The organism is Microbispora sp. H10949, from assembly GCF_014161435.1.
Lineage (GTDB): Bacteria > Actinomycetota > Actinomycetes > Streptosporangiales > Streptosporangiaceae > Microbispora > Microbispora triticiradicis.
The window spans coordinates 135,882-150,875 of the sequence record NZ_JABBWZ010000007.1 but is presented as its reverse complement, the minus strand read 5'-3'; the positions used below and the strand labels follow the sequence as shown (position 1 = coordinate 150,875).

The window sequence follows — 14,994 nt, the reverse complement described above, 5'->3', positions numbered from 1 at the left end:
GTGCTGCTCGACGCCCTTTCCCGGCACCTGGAAGGCCTCGCGGCCGAGCGCGGCGGCGTGCTGGGGGTGCTGCCCGGGCTGGTCGCCGACGACTCCCCCGGCTGGATCCCCGCGGCCGACCTCGTGCGGGAGCCGTACGAGATCCTGCTCGCGTTCGTGGACGAGACCGCGGCACGCTGGAACGCGCCGCGTCACGTGGCGGCGGCGCTGCTGTGGAAGACCTACGGCTACTGGCACACGATGCCGATGGTCCTCGGCTGGGCCCTCCACCGGCGGGTGCCCGTGATGCGGCTGGAGGACACGCTGGTCAGGCCGTCGGCGGCGGGGATCACGGTGGCGGCGTCCCGGCTGACCGTGGCCGTGCTCCCCGACGACCCCGCGGCCGGAACCGTCACCGGAATCCCCACCGGAACCACGGCCACCGCCACGGCCGTCGGCGCAGCCACCGTCGGAACCATGGCCGCGACCCTGGCGGCACCGGTCTCGGGGCCGTCCGGCACGGTCGTCGTCGAGGACCTGGCAGCGGTCATCAGGGCGGCGATCCTCGACGGCCAGCGTCCGTTCGTGCAGGCGCTGAGCGCGGTGGCGCGGGTGGGTGAGCGCACCCTGTGGGGATCGACCGCGGAGGCGGTCGCCCACCCGCTGCTCGCGCTCGGACCGTACGCCGAGGCGGCCCGGCTGCTGGAGGAGATCGGACCGCCGGTCGCCGGGCTGCTCGCGCCCGACGGCGACGGGTACCGCCGCCGCACCTGCTGCCTGTGGATCACGCTGCCGGACGCCGACCCCTGCTCCACCTGCTGCGTGCGCTGACCCGGCGCCGGGCCCGCGCCCCGGCCGTGGCCGTCCGGCGCGTGCTCGAACCGCGAGCCGGACCGGGAGCTACTGCGACAGGGACGCGGCGGCCGCGTCCCGGCGGCGTCCGGCGGCGGCCCGGGCGGCGAGGAGCACGGACAGGGCCTCGCAGTCGTCCGGGGTGAGCGGCGCGTAGGGGAGCAGGTAGAGCCTGCCCCCGGGCCCGTCGACGAGCTCGACCGGCAGGGGACGGGTGAGCACCTCGGCCGGTGCGGTGATGGCGGTCATGATGAAGCGATTCTTCCGCACGCCACCGACATTTCCCGCGTGCCACAGGCTCGGCCGACCGCTGCGCCGGGGGCCTCGACCGGTCTCACGCCCGCCGCGGGCCTTTCTCACCTCTGCCGGCGACGGGCTGGTGCTCCTCGCCGACTAGGACCGCGGCCGCTGGGACCGTAAGATGATCGAAGAAGAGCTGGCCCTGGTGCCCGTGGCGCTGACCGGCGGCCCGCTGGGGCCGTACGGCGTGCAGGCCGCGATCGCCGCCCTGCACGACGAGGCGGCCGACGTCACCACGACCGACTGGCCGGATCGTAGCTCTGTACGACGTCCTGTTCGCGCTTACTCCGTCGCCGATCGTGGCGCTGAACCGCGCGGTCGCGGTCGCCATGCGCGACGGGCCGCAGGCCGGGCTGGCGCTCCTGGAGCAGCTCGCGGAAGAGCCCCTGCTGCGGGATCATCACCCCTATCACGTGGCATGCGCCGACCTGCTGTCCCGGCTGGGCCGGAAGGGTGAGGCCGCCGTAGCGTACCGGCGGGCCCTCGACCTCGCCGGCACCGAACCCGAACGCGCTCACCTGCGCCGGAAACTGTCCCGGAATGAGCCCGAGCCCTGATCAGCCGCGGCTGGGTGTGGGGGTGGGGTTGTAGGTCGGGGTGCTGGTGGGTGTGGGGGTCGGGTTTCTGCTGGGCGTGGGGCTGGGGTTGTAGGTCGGGGTGCTGGAAGGTGTGGGGGTCGGGTTTCTGCTGGGCGTGGGGCTCGGGTTGTACGTCGGGGTGCTGGAAGGTGTGGGGGTCGGGTTCCTGCTGGGCGTGGGGCTCGGGTTGTACGTCGGGGTGCTGCTGGGAGTGGGGGTCGGGTTCCTGCTGGGCGTGGGGCTCGGGTTGTACGTCGGGGTGCTGCTGGGAGTGGGGGTCGGATTGCCGCTGGGCGTGGGGCTCGGGTTGTACGTCGGGGTGCTGGAAGGTGTGGGGGTCGGGTTGTAGGTCGGGGTACTGCTGGCTGTAGGGGTCGGGTCGTCGATGGGGCTCAAGGTGGGGAGCGGCTCCGGCCGGGGATTGATGGTGAGGACGGGGCTTGGGCTGGGACTTGCCGGTATGGCGTGGGCGGCGTCCGCATTCACCAGGTCGCCGGCGAAGACGGCGAGAAGCGCGGTCAGGGAGAGCAGAAGCCCGGACCGTGTGATCGTTGTGTAGTGCATGGGCGCAGGCTGGCTCCCCGCACTTGGAAGTCACTTGTGAGCAGCCGCATGCGCTGGTCGCAGCCGTGGGCGCGCGCGTTCGCGCGGCGCCACACGCACGTTCCATCCGCTGTTCCCCGGGGCGGGCGGGTTAGGACCGCGTGCCGTCGTCCAGGGTGATGACGACCTTGACGTCCTCGGGTTCCGCGGTGAACGCGTCGGCGAACGACTCCAGCGGCACCCGGCGGGTGATCAGCCGGTTCAGCCAGGCGTGGTCGGCCTGCGCGAGGGCGTCGGCCGCGGCGGCGTAGTGCCGGAGATTGGCGTTCACCGACCCGATGAGGACGTCGTTCTCCAGCACGATGTCGCGGTTGAGGCTCCCGGCGTCGATCGTTAGCCGGCGCCCGGCGGAGGAGACCCCAGTGAGGCAGACGATGCCGTACGGCGCGGTGTTGAAGGCCACCCCGAAGATCACCGGTCCGGCGCCGGTGGCCTCGATGACGACGTCGGGCCGGATCTTCGCGGAGACCTCGCCCGCGTCGCCCGTGTGGTAGTCGGCGCCGAGGTCGCGCACGAGTTCCGGTTTGGGGCCGTCGGTGACCCGGTCGAGGACGTGCACCTCCAGGCCGCGCCGCACGCCGAGCAGCGCGGCCAGCAGGCCGATCGGCCCGGCGCCGGTGACCAGCGCCGTCTTCGGGTGGAACCAGGCCCGGGCGCCGACCTTCTCGACCTCGTCCCAGGCCTTGGCGACGACGCTGGTGGGTTCGAGCAGCACCCCGACGTCCGCCAGCGCGGGATCCAGCTTCACCGCGTAGCCGGGCTCGACCACCCAGGCCCGGCTCGCGTACCCGTCGAGGTCCTTGATGCCGCGCTCGGTGTATCGGCCGTTGCCGCACATGTCGAACTGCCCGTGCGCGCACGCGCCGCACGGCACCGGGTCGGGCCGCCGGACCACTCCGACCACCAGGTCGCCCGGGGCGAAGCCGCTGCCCTCGGGCGCCCGTCGCACCCTGCCCAGCGACTCGTGGCCGATGACCAGCCGCTCGCGGCCGGGCGGGGCCGAGCCGTAGTCGCCCGCGGCGATCTCCTTGTCCGTGCCGCACACTCCGACGGCGAGGCCGTCGACGAGCAGGTCGCCGTCTCCCGGCTCCGGGTCGGGGACGTCGACGACCGCGAGGGAGTCCTTTCTCAGCGGGACGACGGTGAGAGCGCGCATCAACGCCCACCTCCAAGGTGCTCGGCCGGGTCCGCTCCGGACAGGTGACGGGCCGCGTTGACCAGCCCGACGTGGCTGAACGCCTGCGGCGTGTTGCCGAGCTGCCGCCGGGCGACGGGGTCGTACTCCTCGCTGAGCAGCCCGAGGTCGTTGCGCAGATCCAGCAGCCGTTCGAAGAGCTCGTACGCCTCGCGGTGCCGCCCGATGCCGTACAGGGCGTCGGCGAGCCAGAACGTGCAGGTGACGAACGCGCCCTCCGCGCCGGGCAGGCCGTCGACGTCGCCGTCGGCGCCGGGCCGGTAACGCAGCAGGAAGCCGTCGGAGCACAGCTCACGCTGAACCGCCTCCACGGTACCCCGCACGCGCGGGTCGTCCCAGGGCAGGAACCCCGCCCGGGGGATCAGCAGCAGGGCGGCGTCGAGGCCCTGCGACCCGTAGAACTGGGTGAACGTGTTCCGCCCCGGGTCGTAGCCGCGGTCGCACACCTCGGCGTGGATCTTGTCCCGGGTGGCCCGCCACCGGTCCACCGGCCCCTCCAGGCCGAAGCGTTCGACGGCCCGCACGGCCCGGTCCATGCCCGCCCAGGCCATGACCTTGGAGTGCACGAAGTGGCGGCGGTCGCCGCGCACCTCCCACAGCCCGTTGTCCGGGTCGTCCCAGTGGCCCTCCAGGAAGTCCAGCAGCGCGCGTTGCAGGTCCCAGGCCTGTTCCTCGGACTCGATGCCCGCCATGCGGGTCAGGTGCAGCCCGTCGAGGACCTCGCCCCACACGTCGAGCTGGAACTGGCCCGACGCCGCGTTGCCCACCCGCACCGGAGCCGACCCCTCATAGCCGGGTAGCCAGTCGATCGTGTATTCGGGCAGCCGGCGGGTGCCGTCGATGCCGTACATGATCTGCAGGTCGGCCGGATCGCCGGCCGCGGCCCGCAGCAGCCACTCCCGCCACGCCTTGGCCTCCGCGACGAAACCGGTGCCGAGCAGCGCCTGCAGCGTGAACGTCGCGTCGCGCAGCCAGCAGAACCGGTAGTCCCAGTTGCGCGGGCCGCCGAGCTGTTCCGGCAGCGAGGTGGTGACCGCGGCGACGATGCCGCCGGTCGGCTTGTAGGTCAGCGCCTTGAGGACGACCAGCGAGCGGCGCACCGCGTCCTCCCACCGGCCCTTGTAGCGGAAGCCGCGCAGCCACGACGTCCAGAACGCCTCGGTGTCGGCGATGGCCCGCTCGGCGTCCACCGGCTTCGGCGTGCGTTCGTGCGAGCGCCGGTAGGTCAGCACGAACGGCACCCGCTGCCCGGCGGCGACGGTGAAGTCGGCGTAGGTGGTCATGTCCTCGCCGCGCAGCGGCACCGGGGTGCTCAGCCAGGCGGCGTCCGGCCCGGCGACCGCGACCAGTTCGCCGTCCCGGCTCCGCACCCAGGGCACGATGTGGCCGTAGTCGAACCGCAGCCGGAGCGTCATCCGCATCGGCACCCGTCCGCTCAGGCCCTCGACCACGCGTACGACGTCGGCCGCCTCGCCGCGCGGCGGCATCGCGTCGATCACCCGTACGGAGCCCTCGGGGGTGTCCCACTCCGTTTCGAGCACGAGGGAGCCGCCCCGGTAGCGGCGGCGCGTGCACAGCCCGCCCGCGGCGGGGGCCACCCGCCAGAAGCCGGCCCGTTCGTCGCCGAGCAGGGCGGCGAAGCACGCCGGGGCGTCGAACCGGGGCAGGCACAGCCAGTCGACCGACCCGTCCCGGCCGACCAGCGCCGCCGTCTGCAGATCACCGAGCAGTCCGTAGTCCTCGATCCGCAACGCCACCGCGCGCCCCCACAGCCGTCCGCCACTCCTGAACCGGCGCGCTACCCCGGCAAAGGGAACGTATGTACTGTGCAACGAAACTGTGCTGAGGAAGGGCGGGGCGGAGGCGGTGCCGGACGGGCAGGAGCTCCCGGAACGCGCTCCTGCCCGTCCTGCCTGTCCTGCCCGATGGCCCGCCGAGCCGTCAGCCGCGCCTGGGCTCCAGGCGCACGGCGGTGACTCCGCAGTCGAACGGCGTCACGGAGACCACGTGGAAGCGCTTCTTGTCGCCGCCGCCGGGGAACACCGGCAGGCCCGCCCCGATCGCGGTCGGGTTGACGAACAGGTTGAGCTCGTCGATCAGGTCGGCGGCGATCAGGCTCGTCACCAGCGTGCTGCCGCCGTACGTGATCAGGTCGCCGCCCGGCTGGGCCTTGAGCTTGCCGATGGTCTCCGCGAGGTCGCCGCCGGCCACGACGGCGTTGTCCCAGGGCGACTCCGCGAGGTCGTTGGAGATGACGGTCTTGGGCGTGTTGTTCATGAAGTCGATGGCCTCCTGGGTCTCCCCCTCGGGACCGGACGCCCAGGCCGGGATGAACCCCTCGGCGAGCCGGCGGCCGAGGACGATGTGGTCGACGTTCTCCATGAGCCCGGTGATGTAGGCGCCGAGGTCGTCGGTCCACGGGAAGGTCATCCAGTCCATCTCGCCGTGCGGACCGCCCATGTAGCCGTCGATGGTGGTCTGGACCTGAAGCTTGAGCTTGCGCATGATTCGTTCCTTCTTCTTCGCTGAGTGAGAGGTCAGGCGACGTACGGAGTCCTGGCGCGGGCCTCGCTGAGCGCGGCGGCCCACCAGGCGAGCTGGTCGAGCATCGTCGTGACGCTGGTGTTGCAGGCGGCGCCGTCCTTGGGCCAGCTTCCGTCCGCGGCGAACAGGTCCCAGTAGCACGGAAGGCTGATGGTGCCCTGGAGCGTCACCGCGTGCAGTTCGGCGAAGATCTGCCGCAACTGCGCGACGGCGTGCAGGCCGCCGGACTCCCGGCCGTAGGAGATGAAGGCGACCGGCTTGGCGTGCCACTCCTCGTAGTACCAGTCGATCGCGGTCTTGAGCGACGCGGGGAAGCTCTGGTTGTACTCCGGGGTGACGACGGCGAAGGCGTCGGCGGCGGCCAGGCGTGCGCCCAGCTCCGCCACCTGCGGCGGGACGACGTCGTCGTGGTCGCCGAGGGTCGCCGGGACGCGGGTCTCCGCGAGGTCGATCAGGTCGATCTCGAAGTCGCCGCGCCGGCGCGCCCTGGTGGTGAACCACTGCGCCACCGTCGGGCCGAACCTGCCGCTGCGGGTGCTGCCGATGATGACCGCCAGCACTGGTCTCGTGGTGTCCGGCATCCTCGGCCTCCCTTTTTCCGTTTCGCCGTCCGGCTGATGTCCCCGACTCTCGCAGGGGGCGTTTACGGTTCGTTTACGGTGTCCTCTCGCCCCCGGCGTTAGGGTGCGCAGCATGCGTTTCGGAGTCCTGGGTCCGCTCGCGGTGTGGACGGCGGGGGGCGAGCCGGTGGCGGTGCCCGGCGCGAAGGTGCGCGCCCTGCTCGCCGTGCTGCTGCTCAACGACGGGCGGCCGGTCTCCGCCGACCGGCTGATCGACGACCTGTGGGGGGACGACCCGCCGCGGCGCAATCCCCTCGGCGCGCTGTCGGCCAAGGTCTCCCAGCTCCGCAGGGCGCTGGAGGACGCGCAACCCGGGGCGCGTGAGCTCGTCGTCTCCCGCCCGCCGGCCTACCGGCTGCTCCTGGACGACGAGGCGGTGGACGTCCGGCGCTTCCACGCGCTCACCACGCGGGCCCGGCAGGCCGGCGACCCGAGGGCCGGGGCGGCCCTGTTCGCCGAGGCGCTGGCCCTGTGGCGCGGCCCGGCGTTCGCCGACTTCGCCGACGAGCCGTTCGCCCAGGCCGTGATCGCGAGACTGGCCGAGCAGCGGCTGACCACGCTGGAGGACGCGGCCGAGGCCCGGCTGGCGCTCGGCGAGCACGCGGTGCTCGCCGCCGAGCTCGGCGACCTGGTCGCCGCCCATCCCCTGCGCGAACGGCTGCGGGCCGCGTACATGCGGGCCCTGTACGGCGCCGGACGCCAGAGCGAGGCGCTGGAGAGCTACGAGGAACTGCGCCGCCTGCTCGGCGACGAGCTGGGGCTGGACCCCGGCCCCGAGCTCGCCGCGCTGCAGCGGGCGATCCTCACCCAGGACCTGCAGGCGCCGCCCGCACCGGACCGGCGGCCCCGCTCGAACCTGCCCGCCCCGCACACCGAGCTGGTCGGGCGGGAGAGCGCGGTCGCCGAGATCGGCGCGCTGCTGCGGGACGAGCGGCTGGTGACGCTGACCGGCCCGGGCGGCGTGGGGAAGACCCGGCTCGCGACCGAGGTCGCCGACGGCCGGCGGGACCTGCCCGACGGGGTGTGGCTCGTCGAGCTGGCCGGGGTGAGAAACGGAGCGAGGAACGGGGTGCGGAACGGCCTGCGGGCCGGTGCGGTGGCCGACGCGGTGACCGCGGCTCTCGACATCAGGGAGGGCGACCACGCCGACCTGTCCGCGGCGCTGCGGTCCAGAGACCTCCTGCTCGTCCTGGACAACTGCGAACACGTGATCGACGAGGTGGCGGCTTTGGCGGAGCGCCTGCTGCGGACCTCCCCCGGCCTGCGTATCCTCGCCACCAGCCGGGAACCGCTCGCCCTGGCGGGGGAGGTCGTGTGGGACGTGCCGCCGCTCGACGTCCCGGGCCGCGACGCCGGACCGGGCGCGCTGGCGGAGTCCAGCGCCGTGCGGCTGTTCGTCGCGCGTACGGCCGCCGCCGTGCGGGGCTTCACACTCGACGACGGCAACGCCGCGGCTGTCGCGCTGCTGTGCCGCCGCCTGGACGGCATCCCGCTCGCCCTGGAACTGGCCGCGACACGGGTCCGCGCGCTGGGCGTGCAGGGGGTGGTGGACCGGCTGGACGACCGGTTCCGCCTGCTGGCCACCGGCCACCGCGGCGCCCCGCCCCGGCAGCGGACGCTCATGGCGATGATCGACTGGAGCTGGGAGCTGCTGACCGTCCCCGAGCGGACGGTGCTGCGCAGGCTGGCCGTACACGCCGACGGATGCACGGTGGAGGCCGCCGAGTCCGTGTGCGGCGGTGACGACCTCGACGTGCTCACCCTGCTCGTACGGCTGGTCGACCGCTCGCTGGTCGTGATGCTGCCGACCCCGGAGGGACCGCGTTACCGGTTGCTGGAGTCGGTGGCCGCCTACTGCGCGGACCGCCTGGCGGAGGCCGGGGAACGGGAGCGGATCCGGCGGCGGCACCGGGACCACTACCTCGCCCTCGCGGAGCGGGCGGCGCCCCTGCTCCGCGGCCCCGAGCAGCGCCAGACGCTGCGGCTCCTCGACGCCGAAGCCGCCAACCTGCGCGCCGCGCTGGACCACTGCCTGGCGGACCGGGACGCCGCCGCCGCGCTGCGGCTGACCGGCGCCCTCGCCTGGCACTGGTTCCTGCGCGGGCGGCTGACCGAGGCCCGGCGCTCCCTCCAGGCCGCCCTCTCCCTCGCCGAAGACGGCACGGCGGCCAGCACGGGGCACGTCGGGGAGGACGGCGGGGAGGACCTCGCGCGTCTCGCCGACGAGGTCCGGATATGGCTGGCCGGTTTCGCGGCCCTGCAGGGCGACGCCGCCGGCGGCGCGGCGGTCGCGGACCGGCTGGACGCCGGCCGGAGCAGGGCCGTGTGGTTCCTCGCCCACGCCTCGCTCGGCTACCTGGACCTCGCCGACAGCGAGAAGCTGCTGGCCCGCGCCCTCGACGCGGCCGCAGCCGAGGGCGACCGGTGGGCGGAGGCCGCCGCCCTCATGACCCGTGCCCAGCTCGCCCACGTACGCGGCGACCTGGCGGCACTGGAACGCGACGCGGCGCGGAGCGCCCGGATGTTCGCCGAGATCGGCGACCGCTTCGGCCGGATGGGCGCCACGGGCTGGCTGGCCGCCCTGGCCGAGGCCACCGGCGACCACGCGCGCGCCACCCGCCTGCATCGGGAGGCCCTCGGCATGGCCGAGGAGCTCGGGCTGTGGCCGGAGGTCGCGACCAGACTGTGCTGGCTCGGCTGGATCCACACCCAGCAGGGCGACCACGCGGCGGCCCTCGACGACGGCGCGAGGGCGCTGCGCCTGGCCGGTGAGCAGGGATACCGGCCCGGTGAGATCTTCGCCGGGACCGTGCTCGCCTACGCCTCCCGGCGCGGCGGCGACCTCGACACGGCCGAGACACACCTGCGGCTGCTGCTGGAGGCCGCGCCGTATCCCCCGGCGCACGAGGACGACCCGCCGTCCGTACACGTCCCGATGCTCCTGGTGGAGCTGGGTTTCGCCGCGGAACTGCGCGGCGACGCCGGTACCGCGCTGCGCCTGCACCTGGAGGCGTTCGACCTCGCGGCGCGGCTGGACGCGCCGCGCGACCAGGTGGGCGCGCTGGAGGGACTGGCCGGGGCGCTCGCCCTGACAGGCGACCACGCCGGGGCCGCCGAGGTGCTCGGCGCCGCCGAAGCGGCCCGCGACGCGAACCGGCTGCCCCCCGCTCCGGCCGAACGGGCCGACCTCGACCGCGTCACCGCCGCCTGCCGCGACGCCCTCGGCGAGGAGTCGTTCACCGCCGCCCGCGCCCGCGGCTCCCTCCTCGGCCCCGAGGCGGCGCGCGCCCGGCACGGCCGGGAGCACCCGGATCGCGCGATACAGCGATCTTCGTAGTGGCGACGTCAATAATCCCGCCATAGGCGTATATAAAGCGTCAACGGGCGCAGAACCCCGCATTTTTCGTGATTCGCTGACTGGGAATCGCCCGTCCGAGGGCGGCATGATGCGAATCGAGGAGTGAGGATGACCGACGTCGTCTTCGCCGCCCTGACGATCGCGAGTTTCGTGATCCTGGGCCTGGTCGTGAGCGCGGTGGAGCGGTTGTGAGCGCCGTCAACGCCGCCGGTCTGGCCGTGGTCGCCATTCTGCTGGTCTTCATGGTCGTGGCCCTGCTGTTCCCGGAACGGTTCTGATGACCTTTCCGACGAACCCCGCCGTCAGCGCCGTCCTGGTCACCGGGACCGTCCTCGTCGCCCTGGCGCTCTGCTACCGGCCACTCGGCGACCACATGTTCCGGGTCTACACCGGCAGCCGGCACTGGCGGGTCGAGCGGATGGTCTACCGCCTGATCGGCGTGGACGCCGACGCCGAGCAGGGATGGCCGGCGTACGCCCGCGCCCTGCTCGCGTTCTCGGTCGTCTCCGTGTTCGTCCTCTACTCCCTGCAACGGCTGCAGGACCACCTGTTCCTCAGCCTCGGGATGCCCGCCGTACCGCCGGACCTGGCGTGGAACACCGCGGTCGCGTTCGTCACCAACACGGACTGGCAGGCGTACTCGGGCGAGTCGGCCATGGGCCACGTCGTGCAGACCGCGGGCCTGGCCGTGCAGAACTTCGTGTCCGCGGCGGCCGGCCTCGCCGTGGCGGTCGCGCTGCTGCGCGGGTTCGCCCGCGCGAGGAGCGACACCCTGGGCAACTTCTGGGTCGACCTGGTGCGCGGCACGATTCGGATCCTGCTGCCGATCGCGTTCGCCGCCGCGATCCTGCTGGTGGCCGGGGGAGCGCTGCAGAGCTTCGGCGGCCACCACGGCTGGACCACCCTCGCGGGCGGCGGGCAGACCCTCACCCCGGCCGGCGCGGCCGGCCAGGAGGCGATCAAGGACCTGGGCACCAACGGCGGCGGCGTCTTCAACGCCAACTCCGCCCATCCCTGGGAGAACCCCACCGCCTGGACGAACCTGCTGGAGATCTTCCTGCTCCTGGTGATCGCGACGTCACTGCCCCGGACCTTCGGGCGGATGGTCGGCGACAACCGGCAGGGCTACGTCATCGTCTCGGTGATGGCCGTGCTCGCGCTGGTCAGTATCGGCGTGACCCAGACGGCCGAACTACAGGCGGCAGGGACCGTGCCGCAGGCGACGGCGGGTACGGCGCCGCAGTGGGCCGGTCAGGCGGCGGAGGGCCGCGAGGCCCGCTTCGGCGTGCCGGACTCCGCGCTGTTCGCCAGTGCGGCGACCCTGACCTCCACCGGCTCGGTCGACTCCGCCCACGACTCCTACACCGCGTTCGGCGGCGGCATGCTGATCGTCAACATGCTGCTCGGAGAGGTCGCGCCCGGCGGCGCCGGCTCCGGGCTGTACGGCATCCTCGTCCTCGCGGTGATCACCGTCTTCGTCGCGGGTCTGATGGTGGGCCGCACCCCCGAGTACCTCGGCAAGAAGATCGGCTCCCGGGAGATCAAACTGGCCTCGCTGTACTTCCTGGCGACCCCGATCGTGGTGCTGCTGGGCACGGCGGTCGCGATGGGCACGGGAGCGGGCCGCGCGGGCATCGGGAACGGGGGTGCCCACGGCCTGTCGGAGGTCCTCTACTCCTTCGCCTCCACGGGCAACAACAACGGCTCGGCCTTCGCCGGGCTGTCGGCGAACACGCCCTTCTACAACACGGCGCTCGGTCTGTGCATGCTGCTCGGCCGGTTCCTGCCGATGGTGCTGGTCCTGGCGCTGGCGGGGTCCCTGGCCCGGCAGGCGCCGGTCCCCGTCTCGGCGGGCACGCTGCCGACCCACCGCCCGCAGTTCGCCGGCCTGCTCGCCGGGGTGACGGTCGTCCTCGTCGCCCTCACCTTCCTCCCCGCGCTCGCGCTCGGGCCGCTCGCGGAAGGCCTGTCCCGATGAGCCCCCGGACGAGCCTCCGGACGACACGCGGCGGCTCCCCGGGGCGCGCCGGCGGGGGCATGACCGGCCTCCGGCAGGCGGCCCGCGCGCTGCCCGGGGCGGTGCGGAAGCTGAACCCCGCCACCATGTGGCGCAACCCGGTCATGTTCATCGTCGAGATCGGCGCGCTCTTCACGACCGTCCTCGCGGCCGCGACCCCGTCCTTCTTCGCCTGGGCGATCACCGGATGGTTGTGGCTCACCGTGCTGTTCGCCAACCTGGCCGAGGCGGTGGCGGAGGGCCGCGGCAGGGCGCAGGCGGCGGCGCTGCGCGCCGCGAGACGCGACACGGTCGCCCGCCGCCTCGTCGACCCGGCCGACCTCGCCAAGTGGGAGGAGGTCGGCGCCCCGGACCTGCGCCAGGGCGACCACGTGATCGTGGAGGCGGGCGAGACCATCCCCGGCGACGGCGACGTGGTCGACGGCATCGCCTCGGTGGACGAGTCGGCCATCACGGGGGAGTCGGCGCCGGTCATCCGCGAGTCCGGCGGCGACCGCTCCGCCGTCACCGGCGGCACGCGGGTCCTGTCGGACCGGATCGTCGTACGGGTCACCCAGCGGCCGGGCGAGAGCTTTCTCGACCGGATGATCTCCCTGGTCGAGGGGGCCGACCGCAGGAAGACACCCAACGAGATCGCCCTCAACATCCTGCTGGCCGCTCTGACGATCATCTTCCTGGTCGCCACCGCGACCATGCAGCCGCTGGCCGTCTTCTCCCGATCGGTCAACCCCGGCGTGGCCGACTCGATCGCCCTCACCTCCGACGGGGTCACCGGCGTCGTGCTGGCGGCGCTGGTCGTCTGCCTCATCCCCACCACGATCGGCGCGCTGCTGTCGGCCATCGGCATCGCCGGGATGGACCGCCTGGTCCAGCGCAACGTGCTCGCCATGTCGGGCCGGGCGGTCGAGGCCGCGGGCGACGTGTCCACGCTCCTGCTCGACAAGACCGGCACGATCACCCTGGGCAACCGGCAGGCGGCGGCGTTCCTGCCCGTGCCGGGTGTGCCCGCGCTCGAACTGGCCAGGGCGGCGCAGCTGTCGAGTCTCACCGACGCCACCCCCGAGGGCCGTTCCATCGTGGTCTACGCGAAGAACGCGTACGGGCTGCGCGAACGGGAGCCGGGCGAGCTCGCCCACGCCGGGTGGGTCCCCTTCACGGCCCAGACCCGCATGTCCGGCGTGGACATGGACGGCCGGCGGATCCGCAAGGGTGCCGCCACCGCGGTCATGAAGTGGGTGCGCGACAACGGCGGCCATCCGACCGCCGACGCGGGTCACCTGGTCGACGGCATCTCCGCCTCCGGCGGCACCCCGCTGGTGGTGGGCGAGGTGAGCGGCGGCGCGGCCCGGGTGCTCGGGGTCATCCACCTCAAGGACGTGGTCAAGGAGGGGATGCGCGAGCGGTTCGACGCGATGCGCCGGATGGGCATCAGGACCGTGATGATCACCGGGGACAACGCGCTGACCGCCAGGGCCATCGCGGAGGAGGCCGGGGTCGACGACTTCCTCGCCGAGGCCACCCCCGAGGACAAGCTCGCCCTGATCAGGCGGGAGCAGGAGGGCGGCCGGCTGGTCGCGATGACCGGGGACGGCACCAACGACGCGCCCGCGCTGGCCCAGTCGGACGTCGGCGTCGCCATGAACACCGGCACCAGCGCCGCCAAGGAGGCCGGCAACATGGTCGACCTCGACTCCAACCCGACCAAGCTCATCGAGATCGTCGAGATCGGCAAGCAGCTACTCATCACCCGCGGCGCGCTGACCACGTTCTCGATCGCCAACGACGTCGCGAAGTACTTCGCGATCATCCCGGCCATGTTCGCGGCCGTCTACCCGGGCCTGGGCGCGCTCAACGTCATGCGCCTGGCCAGCCCGCAGTCGGCGATCCTGTCGGCCGTCGTCTTCAACGCGCTGGTGATCGTCGCGCTGATCCCGCTGGCCCTCAAAGGCGTCCGCTACCGGCCGAGCAGCGCCTCCACCCTGCTGCGGCGCAACCTGTGCGTGTACGGCCTGGGCGGGATCGTGGTCCCCTTCGCCGGCATCAAGCTGATCGACCTCGTCGTCCGCCTCCTTCCGGGGATGTCCTGAATGAAACACCTGCCCAGTCCGATCCGCCGGCACCTGGCCGCCGTCCGCGCGGTGCTGGTGCTCACCGTGGTGACGGGGATCGTCTATCCACTGGCCGTCACCGGGGTGGCCCAGGTCCTGTTCCGGCACCAGGCGAACGGCAGCCTGATCGAGCGGAACGGCCGGATCGTCGGCAGCTCGCTCATCGGCCAGTCGTTCACCGACGCCGCCGGCGCCCCGATCCCCCGCTACTTCCAGAGCCGGCCGGCCGCGCCGGGTCACGTGTACGACACCACCTCCAGCGGCGCGGGAAACCTCGGGCCGGAGGACGTCGTCGACACCCTCCCCGCTCCGGGCCGGAACGGCCGGACATCCCTGCTCACCCAGGTCTGCGCGCGCTCCCTGGCGGTGGGCCGGCTGGAGGGCGTCAGCGGCGCCCGCCCGTTCTGCACCCCCGGCGGGGTCGGCGCCGTGCTCAAGGTCTTCCCCGCGACCGGCGCCGCGACCAGGGTCGTCTCGGTCAACCAGGCCTGCCCGGCCACCCCGTTCGTCCCCCGCTACCAGGGCGTACGGGTCGAGTGCGCCCGGCCGGGCGAGGACTACTCCGCGGGCCGCACCGTGCCCGTCCGGGGCGCCGTCGCCCGGGTCGCCGTTCCCCCCGACGCGGTCACCGCCGGGGCGTCGGGCCTCGACCCGCACATCTCCGTGGCGTACGCCGTGCTGCAGGCGCCGCGCGTGGCGAGGGCCCGGGGCCGCACAGTGGAGAGGGTGATGGATCTCGTCCGGCGGCACACCGTGGGCCCGTGGCTCGGCTACGTCGGCCGCCCGGTCGTGAACGTGCTCGAACTCAACCTCGCCCTGGACGAGGAGTAGGAGGCCGCG

13 protein-coding genes are annotated in these 14,994 nt (G+C 73.3%); 8 read left to right on the top strand and 5 right to left on the bottom strand.

Annotated elements, in window-relative coordinates:
* Positions 1–810: a (2Fe-2S)-binding protein gene (locus tag HHX40_RS19970; protein ID WP_182881821.1), complete on the top strand. Its 810-nt coding sequence runs from the start codon at positions 1–3 to the stop codon at positions 808–810.
* 69 nt (positions 811–879) lie between these two features.
* On the opposite strand, the gene HHX40_RS19965 is transcribed toward HHX40_RS19970, so the two are convergent.
* A complete protein-coding gene (locus tag HHX40_RS19965; RefSeq protein ID WP_182881820.1) occupies positions 880–1,080 on the bottom strand; it encodes a hypothetical protein in 201 nt (66 codons plus the stop codon).
* Between the two features lie 350 nt (positions 1,081–1,430).
* Here HHX40_RS19965 and HHX40_RS36860 point away from each other — a divergent pair, with 350 nt between their 5' ends.
* A complete protein-coding gene (locus HHX40_RS36860) occupies positions 1,431–1,688 on the top strand; it encodes a hypothetical protein (protein WP_259403755.1) in 258 nt (85 codons plus the stop codon).
* A gap of 112 nt (positions 1,689–1,800) precedes the next feature.
* Positions 1,801–2,058 carry a hypothetical protein gene (locus tag HHX40_RS19955; RefSeq protein ID WP_182881819.1) on the top strand — a complete coding sequence of 86 codons (258 nt, stop codon included), beginning with the start codon at positions 1,801–1,803 and terminating at the stop codon, positions 2,056–2,058.
* Positions 2,059–2,403: 345 nt separating this feature from the next.
* Here HHX40_RS19955 and HHX40_RS19950 read toward each other — a convergent pair whose 3' ends face one another.
* The 4 genes from HHX40_RS19950 to HHX40_RS19935 form a co-directional block, all read right to left on the bottom strand.
* Positions 2,404–3,468 carry a glucose 1-dehydrogenase gene (locus HHX40_RS19950; protein WP_182881818.1) on the bottom strand — a complete coding sequence of 355 codons (1,065 nt, stop codon included), beginning with the start codon at positions 3,466–3,468 and terminating at the stop codon, positions 2,404–2,406.
* On the bottom strand, positions 3,468–5,264 hold the full coding sequence (locus tag HHX40_RS19945; protein ID WP_182881817.1) for a glycoside hydrolase family 15 protein: 1,797 nt from the start codon (positions 5,262–5,264) through the stop codon (positions 3,468–3,470). Before HHX40_RS19945 ends, HHX40_RS19950 begins: the two co-directional genes overlap by 1 nt.
* A gap of 184 nt (positions 5,265–5,448) precedes the next feature.
* Positions 5,449–6,012, bottom strand: coding sequence for a dihydrofolate reductase family protein (locus HHX40_RS19940; RefSeq protein WP_182881816.1), 564 nt, complete (start codon positions 6,010–6,012; stop codon positions 5,449–5,451).
* Between the two features lie 32 nt (positions 6,013–6,044).
* Positions 6,045–6,632 carry an NADPH-dependent FMN reductase gene (locus tag HHX40_RS19935; RefSeq protein WP_182881815.1) on the bottom strand — a complete coding sequence of 196 codons (588 nt, stop codon included), beginning with the start codon at positions 6,630–6,632 and terminating at the stop codon, positions 6,045–6,047.
* Positions 6,633–6,744: 112 nt separating this feature from the next.
* Between HHX40_RS19935 and HHX40_RS19930 the strand changes: the two genes are divergently transcribed.
* The 5 genes from HHX40_RS19930 to HHX40_RS19910 all read left to right on the top strand — a co-directional run bounded on the left by HHX40_RS19930 (position 6,745) and on the right by HHX40_RS19910 (position 14,985).
* Positions 6,745–10,008: a BTAD domain-containing putative transcriptional regulator gene (locus HHX40_RS19930; RefSeq protein ID WP_182881814.1), complete on the top strand. Its 3,264-nt coding sequence runs from the start codon at positions 6,745–6,747 to the stop codon at positions 10,006–10,008.
* Positions 10,009–10,217: 209 nt separating this feature from the next.
* On the top strand, positions 10,218–10,307 hold the full coding sequence (locus HHX40_RS19925; protein WP_111697438.1) for a potassium-transporting ATPase subunit F: 90 nt from the start codon (positions 10,218–10,220) through the stop codon (positions 10,305–10,307).
* Complete coding sequence (kdpA, locus tag HHX40_RS19920) at positions 10,307–12,007, top strand: potassium-transporting ATPase subunit KdpA (protein WP_182881813.1); 1,701 nt, start codon at positions 10,307–10,309, stop codon at positions 12,005–12,007. Before HHX40_RS19925 ends, kdpA begins: the two co-directional genes overlap by 1 nt.
* Positions 12,008–12,066: 59 nt before the next feature.
* Positions 12,067–14,133, top strand: coding sequence for a potassium-transporting ATPase subunit KdpB (kdpB, locus tag HHX40_RS19915; protein WP_259403754.1), 2,067 nt, complete (start codon positions 12,067–12,069; stop codon positions 14,131–14,133).
* On the top strand, positions 14,134–14,985 hold the full coding sequence (locus HHX40_RS19910) for a potassium-transporting ATPase subunit C (RefSeq protein ID WP_182881811.1): 852 nt from the start codon (positions 14,134–14,136) through the stop codon (positions 14,983–14,985).
* Positions 14,986–14,994: the final 9 nt, after the last annotated feature.

Excerpts from the sequence above, each read along its gene's own strand:
- HHX40_RS19965 (WP_182881820.1), bottom strand. The coding sequence starts at position 1,080 with ATGACCGCCATCACCGCACCGGCCGAGGTGCTCACCCGTCCCCTGCCG.
- HHX40_RS19950 (WP_182881818.1), bottom strand. The coding sequence starts at position 3,468 with ATGCGCGCTCTCACCGTCGTCCCGCTGAGAAAGGACTCCCTCGCGGTC.
- HHX40_RS19940 (WP_182881816.1), bottom strand. The coding sequence starts at position 6,012 with ATGCGCAAGCTCAAGCTTCAGGTCCAGACCACCATCGACGGCTACATG.
- HHX40_RS19935 (WP_182881815.1), bottom strand. The coding sequence starts at position 6,632 with ATGCCGGACACCACGAGACCAGTGCTGGCGGTCATCATCGGCAGCACC.
- HHX40_RS19930 (WP_182881814.1), top strand. The coding sequence starts at position 6,745 with ATGCGTTTCGGAGTCCTGGGTCCGCTCGCGGTGTGGACGGCGGGGGGC.
- kdpA (WP_182881813.1), top strand. The coding sequence starts at position 10,307 with ATGACCTTTCCGACGAACCCCGCCGTCAGCGCCGTCCTGGTCACCGGG.
- kdpB (WP_259403754.1), top strand. The coding sequence starts at position 12,067 with ATGACCGGCCTCCGGCAGGCGGCCCGCGCGCTGCCCGGGGCGGTGCGG.
- HHX40_RS19910 (WP_182881811.1), top strand. The coding sequence starts at position 14,134 with ATGAAACACCTGCCCAGTCCGATCCGCCGGCACCTGGCCGCCGTCCGC.